This is a genomic window from Undibacterium sp. FT79W, assembly GCF_014284215.1.
Taxonomy (GTDB): Bacteria; Pseudomonadota; Gammaproteobacteria; order Burkholderiales; family Burkholderiaceae_D; genus Undibacterium; species Undibacterium aquatile.
This window is the reverse complement of the sequence record NZ_JACOGB010000009.1, coordinates 1-18067: the sequence shown is the minus strand read 5'-3', so window position 1 is coordinate 18067 and position 18067 is coordinate 1. Positions and strand designations below refer to the sequence as shown.

Here is an 18067-nt window from a genome sequence, read left to right as displayed (position 1 = left end):
AAAATGTGAGTAAATGTAAGAAGTGTCAGCAAAATCTGAAGTATGCCGTTACATTGCATAATCACTATTCAGTGATTGTCTTCGCATCAAATGCAATAACACAGATGCTTTTACTTAACAGGAGCGGATCATGAAAAAAAGTTTAATTGCGACTGCTGTATTGCTGGCTGCCGTCAGCGGTGCTTATGCGCAGAATTCTTCCAGCGGAAAACAACAGTATGCGGAGGCGTCCCGTCAGGCGGCAGCACGTTATGCGGACGATAAGAAGTTGTGTGCGGAAGAAACCAGTTCAAGTGCACGCATGCAGTGTTTGCGCGATGCGAAAGCGGTTTATAACGGAGCGCTGGACAGCGCAAAAAAAGCCAGCTCGTACAACAACACTTACAGTAACGGGCAGAACAATAATAGAAATCAGCAAGTATGTGCTGACTGCGGTCGCGTCACTGCGGTGAACGTGAGTGAAAGAGAAGGCGAAGGCGGTGCCCTGGGCGTGATTGCGGGCGGTGTTGCCGGTGCTTTGCTGGGAAATCAGGTCGGCGGTGGAACCGGGCGTGATCTGGCAACAATTGCTGGTGCTGCAGGTGGTGCGATGGCCGGCCACAAAATTGAACAAAAGGTAAAAAGCAGCAAAATCTGGACCGTCACTGTGCAATATGACAACGGTAGCAAGCAGAATTATCAATTTGAGAATGATCCTGGCTACCAATATGGCGATCAGGTTCGCGCTTCCGGTAACAGTATTGTCCGTCGTTAATTTTTAATTAATCTGTGTGCGTGTAGCCTGATTCTGGCGTAAGCGAGAATCAGGCTTTTCGCCACAGAGTTTGAATGTTGCAATGCTGAAACTGATTTCTTGCTTAGCGTCTGTACTGACGATAGACTGCAAATTCGATTAATCAACGACGTGGAGATTCTTGCTCTATGAGATGCCATTTCAGAACGGCAACCTTGTTGCGCATGGCGGGCATACTCATCACTTTAGGGACTGCATTCGGCTCTGCGGCGGCTGCGGCTGACGAAGTGTGCAAGAAACTGATCGCCACAGGTAATCCTGAATATCCCCCCTTTTTATGGCGCGATCCCGATGATGAAAGCCATTTGATAGGCGCGAATGCCGATCTCATGCAATCCTTGTCGAAAGAGATTGGTATCCCGGTGGAAGTGAAATATATCGGCCCCTGGGGGCGGGTGCAGGAGGAAGCAAAACTCGGGCGCGTTGATTTGCTGGCGGGGGCGTTTTTAACGTTGCCGCGGTTTGATTACATGGATTATTTTTATCCGGCGTTTCGTGAAACACGCACTGTCATCTGGGTCAGGAAAGACAGTGCGCTGACATATAAAAAATGGAAAGATCTGGTTGGTAAGCGTGGTATCACCGTCATTAACAATAGTTTTGGTGAAGACTTTGACCGCTATGCCAGTGAGTCGCTGAAGGTTGCCACTGTCCCAAGTCTGGAACAGGCGCTCACCTTATTGACATTGTCGCGTGCAGATTATCTGATTTACGAAGAAGACCCGGGGCTCGCGTATATCGCGAAAATGAACATCCAGAATCTCAAGCCCTTATTACCACCAGTCACCAACGAAAATTTATACCTGACCATTTCTCACAAATCACCTTGCAACACGCCGGAAATGCGTGGGCGGATCGCAAAAGCCTTGTACAAGCTGGAGAAACAAAATCTGATGAACAAGCTGGTTTCATCGAATATTCAATTGTGGCGTAAGCAACAAGCTAAATAGAGACCGTTCAGATTGAGATCCATTTTGCGTCATCTGTCGCTCAGACAAATATCCATCATCGGTGTGGCTGCGGGCATTTTGGTGCCCGCGGTTTTATTTGGGTATTTCACGGTCAAGACACGTTACGAGCGGGAGTTACAGTTACGTGTTTATAGTCCGATGTCTCAGTATGCGGACATGTTATCCAAGGCCATGGAAGTTCCGTTATGGAACGTTGACAGGGAAGTTGCCGGGCAGTTTGTACAGGCAGTGATGCGTAACCGTGAGGTCAACAGCGTTACGATCACCGATGAATCTGGCACTGTCTTTGTACATCTGGAAAAAGAGCGCAAACCCCAAAACAATGTCGTCAGTCTGGCGCGCGATATCAGGCTGGATCAGAAGGTGATCGGGAAAGTATCGCTGGAACTGACCTCTGCTTACGTTGATCGCGATTTCTTTGATGACATTCTGAAATTGCTGCTTGCGTTGCTGGCGCAGGTGATATTTTCTTTTGTCCTGATCTGGTTTGTCTTTGATCGCAGGATAGTCCGTCCTATACAAAAACTGCAAAGAGCGACGTTATTTTTGTCTGCAGGTGAGCTCAATAAGTCACTGGAATGGAAACGTCAGGATGAGATCGGTAATCTTGCGCATGGGCTTGATCAGATGCGTTTGAATCTGGGCAGCCTGATTGCAGAGCGGGATTTGCAAAATCAGGTTTTGCAACAAGAATTGCTGGAGCGCTCCAGAGTTGAACAGGTGTTGCGCGATACCGAAAATAAATTCATCGCTATTTTCCAGTCATCTCCCGTCGCGATGACTGTTTTGCGGAAAGCTGAACGTTACGCGATTATGGATGTTAATGATGCGTGGTTGCGTCAGTTTAAGTGGGAGCGCGAGACAACGCTGGGTAATCCCGCCATGCAAGCACAATTATGGAGAAATCCGGACGACTTTGATCGCATCGTTCATATTCTGGAACGTGAGGGAGAGATACATTCTTACGAAGCGTGGTGCCGCTGTGGCGTCGGCGAACAAAATCTGCTGTGTCAGGTATCCGGCCGTATCATCCGCGTCGGCAATGAGCCTTTGTTAGTACTGGTGCAGGAAGATATTACGGAAAAGCGTCAGAATGAGCTGGATATCCGGAATATGAATCAGACGCTGGAAAAACGTGTATTCGAACGTACTCATGAGCTCGAAGAGGCGAATTCTGAACTCACTGTTGTTCTGGAAAATTTGCAGCGCGCGCAACAGGAATTGCTCAGAACAGAAAAAATGGCCGCTCTGGGTTCTTTGGTTGCCGGAGTTGCGCATGAACTGAATACGCCTATCGGTACTTGTGTCACGGTCGCCAGTACCTTGCAGCAACAAACCGATGATTTTCTGAAGCAATATGAGCACGGCATACGTAAATCAGTGTTGGACGACTACTTAAAAAATGCCAGACTCGGTAGCGATCTGCTGTTGCGTAATCTGAGCAAGGCATCCGAACTGGTCACGAGTTTCAAACAGGTGGCGGTTGACCGCACCAGTGCCAACCGGCGAATTTTTGCGCTGGATGGCATGATGGATGAGTTGATTACGACGCTGGGGCCGATGATACGGAAAACAAAATATACGGTTGTTGCAGAACTCCCGCCAAAATTCATGATGGATAGCTATCCCGGTGCTTTAGGTCAGGTCATGACCAATCTCATCAATAATGCGTTCATCCATGCTTTTGACCCAGACAAACGTGGCCGCGTGACGATCTCTGCAAAACTGATTGACTCGGAACACGTCGAAATGCTGGTCGCCGATGATGGCAAAGGGATTCCTCCGGCTAACCTTGGGCGTATATTCGATCCGTTTTTTACGACCCGTCTGGGGCAGGGCGGCAGTGGTTTAGGCCTGAATATCGTGTACAACCTCATCAAAGATGTATTAGGCGGCGATATCACGGTCGAAAGCCAGCTTGGCAAGGGAACCTGCTTCAAAATTACCCTTCCACGCGTCGCCAGAGTGGTGAATGGGTAGCGAACATGCAAGGGTTTAGTCTTGCCTCTAGCTTTGATCCGCTTTGTTCTGCTACAGTCGCGCCATGAGTAAATTATCTTTAGACCGCATCCTGCAATCGCAGGGCTTTGGGACACGCAAATACTGCCGTGAATTGATTGAAGACGGTGAGATCAGTATCAACGGTGAAGTTGTTGACCACTATAAACAAACGCTGGAGACCGACGGCCTGGTTTTCCGGATTTTTGAAGAAGACTGGCAATATCGCGAACACGTTTATATTGCGCTCAATAAACCCGCTAATTTTGAATGTTCACGTAAGCCTAGCCATCACCCCGGTGTGCTGACGCTGCTGCCGGAGCAATTCAGCTGGCGCGATGTGCAGCCTGTCGGCCGTCTGGATCACGATACGACCGGGATGTTATTGATGTCCGATGACGGGCCATTTATTCACGCACAGTCTTCGCCAAAACGTCATATTCCGAAAGTGTATCTGGCAACAACGGCTGAGCCAGTCACCGATGATCTGGTGAACACTTTATTAAATGGCGTTCAGCTGCATGACGAGCCTGCCCCGCTGGCAGCACAGATATGCCGTCAGTTGGACACACATAAAATAGAAATTGTGCTCGAACAAGGTAAATACCATCAGGTGAAGCGGATGTTAGCTGCGGCTGGTAATCACTGCGCGGCTTTGCAGCGTACTGCGATTGGTCAGTTGACGCTGAACTCTCTGGCGCTGGCGGAAGGTGAGTGGTGTTACCTGAGTCCGGAACAAATGGCATTATTAATTCCTTCAAACGGCTGATTCTGCGGTATCTGTTACTGGTTCGGGTAGCTGCCTGGCTGGACAGATGCAATAAACGCAAGTAAGAGACTTTCATCATCGTTTGAACTGAAATGGTCTGTCGTCTTGCTATGAACGGGGAGTCCGTATGCGCGTTATTGCGATTGCCAATCCTAAAGGTGGTGTAGGGAAGAGCACGTTTGCCACAAACCTGGCGGGTTATTTTGCAGCACAAGGGAATCGGGTCATGCTGGGGGATACTGATGTCCAGCAGTCGTCCCGCGTCTGGTTGGGTTTGCGTCCTGCGAATTTGCCCGCAATTACAGCGTGGGAGGTGGCCGACAATGCTGTTGCCAGACCGCCCAAAGGCACCAGTCATGTTGTGCTTGATACTCCCGCCGGTTTAAAAGGCAGTAAGCTTGATGTCATTCTGAAACTTGCCGATACCGTCATTGTGCCTGTGCAGCCGTCTATTTTCGATATTCTGGCGACCGAAGAATTTTTGAAAAAACTGGCCAGACGTGAGCATGCTTGCCGGGTAGGTATTCTTGGTATGCGGGTGAATGCCCGCAGCCGCTCTGCGGATCAGCTACGTCATTACGCGGGGCAGTTGGGTCTGCCGGTTCTGGGCTATCTGCGCGATACCCAAAATTACATACAATTAGCGGCTCATGGCGCGACCTTATGGGATGTTGCCCCCTCCAAAGTAGAAAAAGATCTGGAGCAATGGCGTGATATTTTGCACTGGATTAACCATTCAAATGTGTGAAATTTGTGATTGATCAGCCCGCAAGAAGAAATAGTTTCTGCTTTTCGCAGATATCAATATAATGCCGGGTCGCCCGGCTTTCGGGCAAATTTATCATTTGATATCAAAGACTTGCGGCATGCACTTAACTATTTTTGAAACACCTGTAATTAACACATTGATGCGTTGGATTTCCGTCGCGGCATTACGTCTGACCGGATGGCGTGTTGAAGGGCAAACGCCCACCGAAAAGAAATATGTGCTGATTGCCGCACCTCACACCAGTAACTGGGATTTCCCCGTGACTTTAATGGTGTGTTTTGCTTTACGATTGCGTGTCTACTGGATGGGAAAGTCCAGCCTGTTTCCGCCAGTGATTCGTGTGGTGATGCGCTGGTTAGGTGGCATTGCAGTGAACCGCAGCGCGGCCGGCAATCTGGTGCAGGGTACTGTTGATGCTTTCCATGCCAATGAGCGCCTGACGGTGATCGTGCCGCCCGAAGGTACCCGAGGCAAAGTCACACACTGGAAAACGGGTTTCTATTACATCGCGCTGGGTGCCGGTGTACCGATTGCACTGGGATATCTGGACTTTGGCAGAAAGGCCGGAGGAATCGGACGCATGTTCATGCCGACAGGTGATATTGCGGCGGATATGGAAGAGATCAAAGCGTTTTACAGCGGAATTCAGGGGAAAAATCCACAGCAGTTCAGTGCCGACCATATACAGACCAAGTAATTACCTTCCCTTTCAGCGCATGTCCGTATCCGAATATGCCGGACATGCGGCTAGCCTTGCCGGTTTATTTTTGTGTAAGCGGCGCGTCTTTAACCTGCTGTGCAGTGATTTCCGGCGTTGGATTCGGAGTGCGTATCTGGCGTACCAATAGCCAGTTCAAGGGGCTCAGGATACATTTCTGCGTAAATTTCTCACAATAGCGATGGGAGCCCAGATACACAATTACGGCGCTTGAGGCGAGTGAGATCAACAAGCGCGCGGTATCGCCCAATTGAAAAATACGATTCAGTATGCCCAGTTGATGAAGAGCGATCAGAGCCATTCCGTGCCATAAAAATACGTACATTGATCGTTGCCCTACGTGTGCCAATCCCCAGTCTCTGAGACTCAGCAAGTACAGGATGCTTAATCCTAAAAGCGTTGATACGCCATATTGCAGCAGTTGGTACAAAGAGCCGCTCAGATCAGCCATTTCCAGTCTGTGCAAAGAAAAACTGCCGTAGAGCCAGCGGTAATCGAATTGGGCTGGTAGCCGGAAACACATAATACTGGCAGCAATGACAATCACCGATGCCATACAAATGAAGCGCCAGTCACGCCTTTTCGATACGAAAGCATTTGCGCCGAGTTTCCAGCCTAAAATAAAAAATGGGAAAAAGAACAGCGTACGGGCACCGCTCAGCAGATAACCCAGGTGTTCAGAGTAACTGGTGACGAGCGCTAATCCAAGAGACAGAATAAGTGGAAATTGTAAGCGCGCAAATAACGGCAGTAACAAGCGCCAGCACAACAGACTCATCAGATACCAAAGCATCCAGTAAGGTGCGATCAGCCCCGCATAAACGCTGAAGGAACCGCGTATCAGATATTCGGTGGCCTCGTAAATCAGTTCGAAGCCCAGGAGCGGCGCTACAATATTCCGTATCAGTTGTACTGATTGTTTTTCGTCGAGATTCGCTTTGGAGAATATCCCGGATACCAACGCAAACATAGGCATGTGAAATGCATAGGCGAAGATCCAGATGGGGCGCAGAAATGCATCCTGAGCAATATGTAATTCGACGAAATGACCAAAGACAACTAAAAATATCAATATAGCTTTGATATTGTCGAAAGAGATATTTCTGCCGGAAGTAAGTGAGGAGGACATTGCTGCGAAGGAATACATAAAAAAACACGTCATCTTAAACGAAAGCGGGGCTACTATAGACGCTTAGTTTGTAACGAAAGTAGAATCGGGTTCCGTTGAGGTCGCGAAGATTCTCGCATAGATGAAAATGTTTCCACTTGGAAATTATGCCCTGCATTACAATATCGGCTCAGAAAAATTCATTTACGGGTTAATAACAATGGCGACCAATCCATCCAAAGCCAGCTTATTAAGTGCACAACTAGACTTTGAAGACGTCGACGGTAAGGCATTGAAAGCGGTGGATGCTGAGTTGGCGGATTTGAAATTTGATTTGCCATCTGACCCCGCGCCGAAAGCGCCTGCTGATGTGCGCTCTGCGCCAAAAACACAGGCCCGTGCGACACCGGCCAAACCAGTGCTCACGCATCGCAAAACGCAAAAGAAAGATAATTTTGCTTTGTATGCGGCGATTATCGCTTTGTGTAGTTTTGTCGTTATTTTTTCCGCTATTTTTTACATCAAAGTGATCGCCAAAGATGAAACTACCCCAAGTTATCTGGCGCTGCCAAAAACAGTCGTCAACGTTGATGGGCAAGTGATCCGCCTTCAGGTCACAATACAAGTGCAGAATAAAAACCGCGACTGGCTGGCGACGAACAAAAAAGCGCTGTCCGATATTTTTCCGATTGTGGTTGCAAAAATAAATCCTGAAGACCTGCATTCCGAAGAGGGTTTTGAACGCGTCCGGGAAATGTTGCGCTCAGAACTGAATCAGAGCCTGGCGACAGATAAAATCGATTCAGTACTGATCAATGAGTTGCTGATGCAAAATCATTAGGCGTAGATAAGCATGTTGTTCCGGGAATAAAAAAAGTGACTTCATTGAAGCCACTTTTTTTATGTGCACGAGATTTTTTCAGACGCTGACAGAAATACTCTGAGAATTCGATGGGGACGGGGAGCTATATGCCTGCAACAGTTGTATCGCTTTTTTGAACAGTGTTGCTTCACTATTGTTGTCTGCAGCACCTGTTTGTTGAGTGCCTTTGTCGCCACTGGCAGCCGTTTTCGCCTCGAGCAGTTTCAGCAAATACGCTTCCTCTTCTTTTTGTGTGACCTTGCCATCCTGATTGGTATCGGCAGCTTCATACGTTTTGCTTGCGGACGTGTCACTAGCCGAACTTGTAGCGGTACTGCTGGTCGTGGCGCTGCCCGAGCTGATGGCGTCAGTCCCGCCTCCTGATGCCTCTGATGCGCCGGACGGTGGCGGCGGAGGCGGTGCACCTCTGTCCTGTCCTACGCCGGAAGTGCGGCTTTGGTTGAACTGGCTTTCCAGGTCGTCCGCCAGTTTTTTTAAGCCACTGGAAAACTCGTCTTTGGTTACTTTGCCGTCACTATCAGCATCCAGTTTTTTAAATAAATCGTTGGCAGTCGATGTCGCCTCGCTGCCGGATGCGCTGGCGATGTTGCTGAATGCGGATTCCAGATCGCTGACTTCGAGATAGCCCTGACCTTTGGTATCGAGCTTGGAAAACGCCTGTTCAGCCATCTGCGCCGGATCCGGGCGTTGCCGTTTGACACTACTGACACTGCCTGAATAGGCGGATGTGGACGAAATACCGGAAATGCTGCTCATCGTGGTCTCCTGTACGAAGAAAAAATCAGTAAGAGAAATGAATGAGATTGCGTGGACAGACAAGCTCAGACAAAACGTGTGACTGTGTTTATTGTCCCTTCTTGATTTTGCTCGTTTATGTCAACTTTGTATCAGGTATGACATACAAACGTCAGTGGGGCAGACACTTAGCTTTCTTCTGAATTTATTTCGCTACGTTGATGGCCGTGCGGGGCAGGCGGATTTCAGCGGTAAGCCCGATCCCGTTGGGATTGTTCGTGAGATTCAGTACGCCATGATGCTGACGGATAATTTCCTGCGCAATACTTAAGCCCAGGCCCACGCCGCCACTGTTCTTGTTGCGCGCTCCGGCGATGCGGTAAAACGGATCGAATACTTTAGTTAGTTCTGATTCAGGAATGCCAGGCCCTTCGTCACTGATACGGATCAGCGCGAAATCCGTCGCATCCTGTAGCTGAATCTGCGTGCTGCCACCATAAAAAATCGCGTTTTCCAGCAGATTAATGATGCTGCGTTGTAATTCATTCGGCATTGCATAGACTGGTTGCAAATGACCTTCGATACGCACGCTCTTTCCTTCGTCGCGCATATTATCGACGATGGCTTCCAGCATGGACTGGATATCCAGATATTGCATGGATTCACTGCTGCCGCGTAAATAATCCAGCGTCGCATCCAGCATGTGGCGCATCTCATCGATGTCCTGCAATAACTTGCCGTTGGTGGCCGTGGCTTCCGTCTGATCTATGCGTAATTTCATGCGCGTTAATGGCGTGCGCAGGTCATGCGATACCGCTGCCAGAAAGCGTGCCCGCTCTTCCATTTGCTGATGTATCCGATATTGCATCTGATTAAAAATGACCGCAGCCTGCCTGACTTCCAGCGGCCCGGTTTCAGACACAGGAACAACTTGCTGATCGCCTAACGTGCTTGCCGCTGCAGCCAGATTCTGTATCGGTCTGGCGAGTGTACGCGAACTGATCCATGCGCCTATCGCCAGCAGTAGCAATTGCAGACTCATGCTGATCAGTAAGCCGGATAAGGGGCCGTCAATACCGGATCTGCGATGTGGTGACGGCGGTCGCGCACCGTATTGTGGCGGATGATTGCTTGAATAGCCCGATTCTGCTCCCGGTGGGCGTAGTTCCGGCGGTGGTGGATGCGATGCATCTCTGAGGAACACGAAAAGTAAAACGAATGTAGCGGCATGACTGACGAAGACCGCGGCAAATGCGAGACCGAACAAGCGATTAAAAATCGTGTCGGCAAATACTCGCCGCATTTTTTGCCGTAATTTTTGCATCGTCGCGATTACAGGCTGGCGCTGAAGACATAGCCTTCACCACGCACAGTTTCTAATAACGAAGGCTGGCGCGGATCATCGTTCAGTTTTTGGCGCAGACGTGACACCATCAGATCGATGCTGCGATCAACCGAATTACTGGATTTGCCGATCGCCAGTTCGAGTAACTGATCGCGCGTCAGTATCTGTTTTGGATGGGCAAGAAATGCCCGCAATAATTTATATTCTGAATTGGATAAAGGAACGACCAGCTTTTGTGGGCTGAGTAATTGCCGGCTTGGACAATGCAATTTCCATCCCTGAAAGTGAATTTCATTTTCCGAGGCGAGTTGCTGATTTTTTGCTTCCGTCTGCGCGCGCCGGATCACACTTTGCATACGGGCGACCAGCTCGCGGGTATCGAATGGTTTGACGACATAGTCATCTGCGCCTAATTCCAGACCAAGAATTTTATCGGACGATTCCCCGCGTGCCGTCAGCATGATGACCGGGATGTTGCTCTTGTTACGCACGTGACGGAGCAGAGTCAGACCGTCTTCACCGGGTAACATCAGATCTAATAAGACCACATCAAAAGTGTGATGCGACAAGGCTTCACGCATGGCGCTGCCATCGCCGACGGCGGTGCAGTGAATATCAAATTTTTCCAGATACTTGCACAGCAGGATGCCGATTTCAGCATCGTCGTCGACGAGTAAGGCGCGGATTCTGGCGCTGGTGAAAGACAACTTATAACTCCTGTAAGTAACGCAGCAGCTTCGCCAGTGCGTGTGCGACTGTTTGTTCGCGTACCGCGTGGCGGTCGCCGGTAAATATCAGTCGCTCGGTATGTGTGACGCCGCCGACGACCCAGCCGAAGCAGACTGTGCCGATAGGTTTACCGGGAACGGCCCCGGTCGGGCCGGCAATGCCGGTTGTTGATAAGGACACATTGCCTTCTGAATTGGCGATGGCACCTTCGGCCATTGCGGCGGCGATTTCTTCGCTGACTGCACCGTGCCGGGCAATCAGCGCCGCCGGAATATTTAACAGCTCTGATTTGGATGAATTGGAATAGGTAACGAAGCCGCAGTCAAACCAGTCCGATGAGCCGGCGATTTCGGTGATCGCCTGCGCCACGCCGCCGCCGGTACAGGATTCGGCGACCGTCAGTAACAGCCGTTTTTCTTTCAGTTCGGTGCCGATTTGTGCTGCAAGTTCAAGTGCGTTTTGCATGGTGGGTCTCCCGTCTGGTTTTTGTTGGCGACTGTAAAGTCAGACTTACTTTACCACCATGTATGGCAGAAAGTGAAGACGCCGATGTGATCTATGACATGCGTCACACATCAATGCCGTTCAGATCCGGCACGGTGTCCGGCAAAGGCCAGTGTCACCATGCGCGCCAGAGTGCAAACACCAGCAGCGTAAAAAAGGCGGCGACAATATCGTCCCACATCACGCCGAATCCGCCCTTCAAGTGGCGATCGAAATAGCGGATAGGCGGCGGTTTGACCATATCAAAAAAGCGGAAAAGCAGAAATGCCCAGGTTTGTGTGCGCGCATCTGCCGGCAGCACAAACAACAGCACTGCCCAGATCGCGATGATTTCATCCCACACCATGCTGCCATGATCGGCCACGCCAAGATTTTTTCCTGTGACTTTGCAAGCCCAGATGCCGATCAGAAAGCCGATGACGATAATCCACGCCCAGCCTGCGGTCGTAAAGATTTCCGGCCAGCGCTGACTCAGTACATTAAAGCTGAGCCAGCCGAACAGCGTGCCCATGGTACCCGGCACCGCTGGCGATAAGCCGCTGCCGAAACCCTGCGCCAGAATATGTGCCGGATGACTCAGCATGAAACGCCAGTCGGGGCGGATGATGATCGTTGGTTGTTGCAGGTCTGACGTATCTGACGTGTTCATGGTGTGCTGAAATGATCAAAGGAATGGAGTGTCATGCTAACGGGTTGCAACTGATCATCGATCAGACGCAAACCCGCGGCTGCTTCAATCTGACCGATGCGGGTGACTGGCGTATTGCTTGCGAGCCCAGCGGCGATGATGTCGGCGCGGCGCTCTGCCGGGGCTGTGAAGCACAACTCATAATCATCACCGCCTGTCAGCGTGAACTGGCGGCGTAATTCTATTGTTTGTTGCTGTAACACCGGCCCGGCGGGTAATTGATCGACAAACAGCGTGGCACCAACGCCCGAACGTTCGAGTATATGACCGAGATCGCCTGCGAGCCCGTCGGAAATATCCAGTGCCGCATGGGCGATGCCACGCAAGGCGATGCCGAGGGCGATGCGGGGCGTAGGCTGATGCATGCGCTGCGCAGCGCGTTGGTGATCAGCATCGCTGAGCGCCACTTCTTTCCAGCACGCGGCCAATGCCAGACGCGCATCCCCCAGCGTGCCGGAGACCCAGATATCGTCACCGATTTGTGCCGCATCGCGTCGTAGCGCGCTGTCTTTCGGCAGTTCGCCAAAAATCGTGATGCAGATATTCAGCGGCCCTTTGGTGGTGTCGCCACCGATCAGGCGGCATTGATGGGCATCCGCGAGACTCAGCAAGCCATGCGCAAATTGTTCCAGCCAAGCCGGATTGGCTTCGGGCAGAGAAAAGGCCAGCGTGAATCCCAGCGGCTTTGCGCCCATCGCCGCCAGATCGGAGAGATTCACCGCCAGGCATTTGTGCCCCAGCAGAAACGGATCTGCGTCCGGAAAGAAATGTCGGCCAGATACCAGCATGTCGCTGGAAATCGCGATTTGCATGCCGGGCGTGGGATTGAGCAAGGCGCAGTCGTCGCCGACACCCAGTGCGAGCACGGCGTCAGGCGCGGAATGGTGCGCGAAATAGCGCTTGATTAAGTCGAATTCTGAGAGCATGCGCGCATTGTACCCAAGGATGATGGCGACGCGACATTCCTGATGACACCCTGACGCATGATTTTTCGCGCATCGAATGGAGATTCCGTCTGCATAGAATTTTCCTTGAATACGTCTGCAACATGCCTTCAACACGCACGAGCGATTGCACCTCGTTGAATGCCGATGGAGCAAGCTTTCTGGGCTGTATTGGTATCCCCACGTTTTCCTCTTTTTCCCGTCATTTTTAAGAAAAAAGGGGAGTATGTGAGAAAAACACGCTCATGTCCTTGTAAATAAAGGGCGTTAAAACATACTGGGGGGAGTATATTTAACGCCCAAAATGCCTTTGGAGATGCTTTTCACTCACGCAGCAGGCGCAGGTATTGGCGTTTTCAGGCTATCGCTGAGGTTTTCACTGTTCCAAGTTCGCTCAATAAAGCATTCCTGATTTTCGCTTCCTGTGGTGCCACCGCGAAGCCGCGCACGACACCATCATTGTCGATGAAGCGGCAGATGCTGGCGGACACTTCCGGATGACTGTCGGTCTGCTCGTTTTCCCATTGCCCACGCTTCGCCATTGCCAGTGGCGGTGCTACCAGTGCGATCGGATAGCTTGGCGTTTTCACCAGGACGGGCGCTGGTTTAAAGTCGATTGTGGTCGGCGTTCCAGCCAGACTTTGTGCAATTGCGCGCGCTGCCGCCATGATCGGTGCGACATACGGCAAGGTGACGCTGTTGCCATCGGCTTGTGCATATTGTGCGCAATCGCCCAATGCATAAATGCCTTTGACGCTGGTTTGCCCAAACTTATCCACGAGGATGCCGCGCTCGGCTTGCAAATGCGCTTCCTGTGCAAGGCGGATATCAGCACGCAAACCTACTGCAGACAAGATCACATCGACGTCGATGTGTTCGCCGTTGGCCAGCGTGATCCGCAAGCTGGTATCGGTGCGATCGATACTGCTGCTGGTCGTGCCCAGCCGGAACTGCACGTGCCGCGCTTGCAGTGCCGCTTGCAATCCTGCAGAAATCGCTGGTGGCGCGAGTGCCGCCAGCGGTGCAGGATTCGGGTCGATCAGGGTGACCTGATGTCCTCCCGTGCTCAGATCATCAGCAAATTCACAGCCGATCAGACCCGCGCCGATGATGGCAACACGGGCGGACGCACCGGCGTGGCTGAGTCTGTCACGCAGAACCGCGTAGTCATCCAGCGTATTCACTGACAACACCTGATCGGCGGCGTTGCCTGCGAACGGCAAACGTATTGCTTGTGCGCCAACCGCCAGCACCAGTTGACTGAATTCAAATTCACCGGCGCTGGTGTGGACAGTTTGCTTTGTCGTATCTATCCCACGGACTTGTGTTCTGGTCAGGATCGTGGCATTGATTTGCGCCGCCATCTGATCTGCCGTCTGGCTGCGCAGATGACTCGCGGTTTTGCCTTGCGCAAAGGCGTTCGACAACATGGGCTTGGAGTAAAAGCCGCCATCATCGCCGGTGATGATCAGCACAGGTGTGGTTTTGTCCAGCTTACGGAATTCACGAGCCACGGTGTAGCCCGCCAGGCCGGAACCGATGATGGCGACGGGTTTCATATCAGATTTCCACCATATTAAAATCGGCTTTGGCGACGCCGCAGTCCGGGCATTCCCAGTCAGCTGGAATGTCGTCCCAGCGTGTGCCTGCAGGGATACCTTCTTCCGGCAAACCGAGTGCTTCGTCATAGATAAAACCGCATACGATACATTGATAAGTTTTCATATTGTCCTCAGAATTGTTGCTTGTTTTTTTGATGTTGTCAGCGATGCCGCATTGATTCGGCGGCATCGCTGGAATGTCCGGTGTGCCGTTGCTTAGGATGCTTTGCTGGCTTCGAGCACAGCGCGATAGTGGTTCGCATGACGCTCTTCAACTTTCGCCAGCGCGGCAAAGCGTTTGGCTGCCATGGCTAAAGTCCGCTTAAAGTTTTCAGCATGTTCCTTAGATTCTGCGATTTGCTCATCGTACTCGGCGACAGCAGCGTGATTGCCTTCTTCCACGGCGAGGTGGCGGAATTTTGGATACATTTCTGTGTATTCATACGTTTCTCCTTCAATCGCGATTTCTAAAGCCCGTTGTGGGGTCAGTTGCGCTTTTGGATACAGCAGATCGAGATGACCGAATGCGTGCATGACTTCCTGATCTGCGGTCGCTTCAAATGCTTGTGCTACATCTTCAGCACCGGCTTCGCGTGCCAGCTTGGCAAAATAGCGGTATTTAATGTGTGCCATCGATTCGCCTGCAAACGCAGATTCGAGGTTTTGAATAGTGATGGATGGATTTGCCTGGGTGCTCATGTGACTCTCCTTGGTGATCGTTGTTTAAAACGTTTTCTATCAAATATGGTGCAATGATAGATATTAGTAATTGATTTGTGAATTCAATTGTTTTTATTTATTAGATAGTTTTTGGCTATTTAAGGGCGAGTGATTTGATCGATTTTTATCTGATTCGTCCTCTGAAAAAGATAAAAGTCGTGTAAATACGTATGAAGTTAGAGGGTTCCCTCTGCTAGAATCACAGGCTAATCGTAAGTTTTGAGTAAGTAAAAATAGAAAGAGGCAGCCCCACATGGATTCGTCATCAGATCAAAAAGAGCAAATACGTCAGCAGTTGCGCCAGGCCGCACTGGAATATCATGAGTTCCCGACGCCGGGTAAAATCAGTGTGACGCCAACCAAACAATTGACAAATCAACGCGATCTGGCGTTAGCGTATTCCCCTGGTGTGGCGTCTCCGTGCGAGGAAATCGTTGCTGATCCTACCGCTGCATTTAAGTACACCGCGCGTGGCAATCTGGTCGGTGTGATTACTAACGGTACCGCAGTGCTCGGTCTCGGCAATATTGGCCCATTGGCATCTAAGCCAGTGATGGAAGGCAAGGGCGTTCTGTTCAAGAAATTTGCTGGCATTGATGTGTTCGATATTGAAATCAACGAACCTGACCCAGACAAACTGGTCGACATCATTGCTTCTCTGGAGCCAACATTCGGCGGTATTAATCTGGAAGACATTAAAGCGCCAGAGTGTTTTTATATCGAGCGCAAATTACGTGAACGCATGAAGATTCCGGTCTTCCATGACGATCAACACGGCACGGCGATTATTGTCGGTGCCGCGATCATGAACGGATTAAAAGTCGTCGGTAAAGATATTAAAAATGCGAAACTGGTGGTTTCCGGTGCTGGTGCTGCAGCGTTGGCGTGTCTGGATCTGATCGTGGATCTCGGCTTCCCGATTGAAAACATCTATGTGACCGATCTGGCAGGTGTGGTTTACAAAGGCCGCGCAGAGTTGATGGACCCAGATAAGGAACGCTTTGCGCAGGAAACATCGGCACGCAGTTTGAAAGAAGTCATTGAAGGCGCGGATATTTTCCTTGGTTTGTCTGCTGGTGGCGTACTGAAACAGGATATGGTCAGAATGATGGCTGAAAAGCCGCTGATTCTGGCGCTGGCAAATCCGACCCCGGAAATTCTGCCGGAAGAAGTCAAGGCGGTGCGTGATGATGCAGTGATGGCAACCGGTCGTTCTGACTTCCCGAATCAGGTTAACAACGTTTTGTGTTTCCCTTATATTTTCCGTGGTGCGCTCGATTGCGGCGCAACGACGATTACACGTGAAATGGAAATCGCGGTGGTGCATGCGATTGCAGAGTTGGCGCAGGCTGAACAGTCTGACGTCGTTGCTTCCGCGTATGGCATCAGCAACTTGTCTTTTGGTCCGGAATATCTGATTCCTAAGCCATTTGATCCGCGCCTGATGATCAAGATCGCGCCAGCAGTTGCAAAAGCAGCGGAAGAGTGCGGTGTGGCGGCGCGTCCGATCAAGGACATGCAGGCATACGTTGAGAAGTTGCAGCAATTCGTCTATCACAGCGGTACCTTCATGAAGCCTTTGTTTCAGTTGGCGAAAAAAGCACCTGCAGATCGTAAGCGTATTGTTTATCCAGAAGGTGAAGAAGAGCGCGTTCTGCGTGCTGTTCAGGTCGTTGTTGATGAGAAGCTGGCAACGCCGATTCTGGTGGGGCGCCCACATATTCTGGCGCAACGCGTTGAGAAGTTTGGTCTGCGTATTCGCCCTGGTGTCGATTTTGAGGTGATCAACCCTGAGTTTGATCCACGCTACCGCGAGTATTCCAAGACTTATCATGAGATGACATGCCGCAAAGGCGTGACAGAGCAGTACGCGAAACTGGAAATGCGCCGTCGCCACACATTAATAGGATCAATGATGATCCATAAAGGTGATGCTGACGGTATGATTTGCGGCACGTTCGGTAGCACTGGCCTGCACCTGAATTACATCAACCAGGTTCTCGGTAAGCGCAGTAATGTTAAGGTGAATGCGGCGATGAATGTGCTGGTCTTGCCGGATCGTCAACTCGTTCTGGTCGACACGCATGTAAATGAGAATCCAACAGCTGAACAAATTGCGGAAATCACGATACTTGCCGCAGAAGAAATGCGCCGTTTCGGTTTGTTACCAAAAGCAGCCTTGTTATCACATTCTAATTTTGGCTCCAGCAATAGCGAATCCGCGCAAAAAATGCGTGCGGCGCTGGAAATCATTCAGCGTCAGGCGCCAGACCTGGAAATCGACGGCGAAATGCATGGCGACACGGCGTTGGACTCAGCATATCGTAAAAAAATGATGCCGAATTCGACTTTGAAGGGCGATGCGAATTTACTGGTTATGCCGAATATTGATGCAGCTAACATCGCGTATAACCTGATGAAAATCACCGCTGGTAATAACGTTGCGATTGGCCCTATCTTATTGGGTTGTGCAAAACCTGTTCATATCCTGACGCCGTCGGCGACAGTCCGTCGTATCGTTAATATGACAGCTTTGTGTGTGGTTGATGCACTTGCTCAGCGCTGATTAATATCACGCGGACCTGAAAACAGCCTTGCGTTCGAAAGGACGCAAGGCTGTTTTTTTATCTGTGATCGTTGATTTGCGTCGAATGTCTTTACCGCCGTCATTCGCATATTCATTAAAATAATTTACCTGTTAAATTGCGAATTGAGGAAGGTTTTGCTATAGTTCGGCTCCCGCTGAGAAGCGGGGGAAGAAAGTGAAGAGCTGCAAGTAAAAAAGCAGCCCG

Annotated in this window: 18 protein-coding genes; 8 read left to right on the top strand and 10 right to left on the bottom strand. The window is 50.5% G+C overall.

Translation table 11 applies throughout. The annotated features are described in order from the left end of the window. Nucleotides 1–130: 130 nt before the first annotated feature. The 6 genes from H8K38_RS16310 to H8K38_RS16285 all read left to right on the top strand — a co-directional run bounded on the left by H8K38_RS16310 (nt 131) and on the right by H8K38_RS16285 (nt 5997). Complete coding sequence (locus tag H8K38_RS16310; protein ID WP_186885917.1) at nt 131–754, top strand: glycine zipper 2TM domain-containing protein; 624 nt, start codon at nt 131–133, stop codon at nt 752–754. Between the two features lie 167 nt (nt 755–921). Continuing rightward, entirely contained in the window at nt 922–1743 is an 822-nt protein-coding gene (locus tag H8K38_RS16305) for an ABC transporter substrate-binding protein (RefSeq protein WP_186885916.1), read from the top strand. Nucleotides 1744–1755: 12 nt separating this feature from the next. Then, nucleotides 1756–3744, top strand: coding sequence for an ATP-binding protein (locus tag H8K38_RS16300; protein WP_186885915.1), 1989 nt, complete (start codon nt 1756–1758; stop codon nt 3742–3744). A gap of 64 nt (nt 3745–3808) precedes the next feature. Further along, on the top strand, nt 3809–4531 hold the full coding sequence (locus tag H8K38_RS16295; RefSeq protein ID WP_186885914.1) for a pseudouridine synthase: 723 nt from the start codon (nt 3809–3811) through the stop codon (nt 4529–4531). Nucleotides 4532–4658: 127 nt separating this feature from the next. Continuing rightward, nucleotides 4659–5279 (top strand): ParA family protein, encoded by a 621-nt coding sequence (locus H8K38_RS16290; RefSeq protein WP_186885913.1) that lies wholly within the window; start codon nt 4659–4661, stop codon nt 5277–5279. Between the two features lie 118 nt (nt 5280–5397). Next, a complete protein-coding gene (locus H8K38_RS16285; RefSeq protein WP_186885912.1) occupies nt 5398–5997 on the top strand; it encodes a lysophospholipid acyltransferase family protein in 600 nt (199 codons plus the stop codon). Between the two features lie 64 nt (nt 5998–6061). Here the strand turns inward: H8K38_RS16285 and H8K38_RS16280 are convergent, their stop codons facing one another. Beyond that, nucleotides 6062–7147 (bottom strand): acyltransferase family protein, encoded by a 1086-nt coding sequence (locus H8K38_RS16280; protein ID WP_186885911.1) that lies wholly within the window; start codon nt 7145–7147, stop codon nt 6062–6064. Nucleotides 7148–7346: 199 nt separating this feature from the next. Between H8K38_RS16280 and fliL the strand changes: the two genes are divergently transcribed. Then, entirely contained in the window at nt 7347–7967 is a 621-nt protein-coding gene (gene fliL, locus H8K38_RS16275; RefSeq protein ID WP_186885910.1) for a flagellar basal body-associated protein FliL, read from the top strand. A 78-nt stretch (nt 7968–8045) separates the two neighbouring features. On the opposite strand, the gene H8K38_RS16270 is transcribed toward fliL, so the two are convergent. From H8K38_RS16270 to H8K38_RS16230, 9 genes are all read right to left on the bottom strand, one after another. After that, the gene (locus tag H8K38_RS16270) at nt 8046–8765 is read right to left on the bottom strand and encodes an EF-hand domain-containing protein (RefSeq protein ID WP_186885909.1); all 720 of its coding nucleotides are present in this window, start codon (nt 8763–8765) and stop codon (nt 8046–8048) included. A 184-nt stretch (nt 8766–8949) separates the two neighbouring features. Continuing rightward, nucleotides 8950–10047, bottom strand: coding sequence for an ATP-binding protein (locus tag H8K38_RS16265; protein ID WP_186885908.1), 1098 nt, complete (start codon nt 10045–10047; stop codon nt 8950–8952). A gap of 29 nt (nt 10048–10076) precedes the next feature. Then, nucleotides 10077–10796, bottom strand: a complete 720-nt coding sequence (locus H8K38_RS16260; protein WP_186885907.1) for a response regulator — start codon at nt 10794–10796, stop codon at nt 10077–10079. Nucleotide 10797: 1 nt separating this feature from the next. Further along, nucleotides 10798–11283, bottom strand: coding sequence for a CinA family protein (locus tag H8K38_RS16255; protein WP_186885906.1), 486 nt, complete (start codon nt 11281–11283; stop codon nt 10798–10800). Between the two features lie 154 nt (nt 11284–11437). Further along, nucleotides 11438–11971, bottom strand: a complete 534-nt coding sequence (locus H8K38_RS16250) for a phosphatidylglycerophosphatase A (protein WP_255423036.1) — start codon at nt 11969–11971, stop codon at nt 11438–11440. After that, nucleotides 11968–12936 carry a thiamine-phosphate kinase gene (gene thiL, locus H8K38_RS16245; protein WP_186885905.1) on the bottom strand — a complete coding sequence of 323 codons (969 nt, stop codon included), beginning with the start codon at nt 12934–12936 and terminating at the stop codon, nt 11968–11970. The genes H8K38_RS16250 and thiL overlap by 4 nt, the downstream gene beginning before the upstream one ends. A 374-nt stretch (nt 12937–13310) precedes the next feature. Then, on the bottom strand, nt 13311–14513 hold the full coding sequence (locus H8K38_RS16240) for an FAD-dependent oxidoreductase (protein WP_186885904.1): 1203 nt from the start codon (nt 14511–14513) through the stop codon (nt 13311–13313). A gap of 1 nt (nt 14514) precedes the next feature. Continuing rightward, nucleotides 14515–14679, bottom strand: coding sequence for a rubredoxin (locus H8K38_RS16235; protein WP_186885903.1), 165 nt, complete (start codon nt 14677–14679; stop codon nt 14515–14517). Between the two features lie 92 nt (nt 14680–14771). Further along, nucleotides 14772–15254, bottom strand: coding sequence for a rubrerythrin family protein (locus H8K38_RS16230; protein ID WP_186885902.1), 483 nt, complete (start codon nt 15252–15254; stop codon nt 14772–14774). Between the two features lie 274 nt (nt 15255–15528). Between H8K38_RS16230 and H8K38_RS16225 the strand changes: the two genes are divergently transcribed. Continuing rightward, a complete protein-coding gene (locus tag H8K38_RS16225) occupies nt 15529–17841 on the top strand; it encodes an NADP-dependent malic enzyme (protein ID WP_186885901.1) in 2313 nt (770 codons plus the stop codon). The last annotated feature ends 226 nt before the right edge of the window (nt 17842–18067 follow it).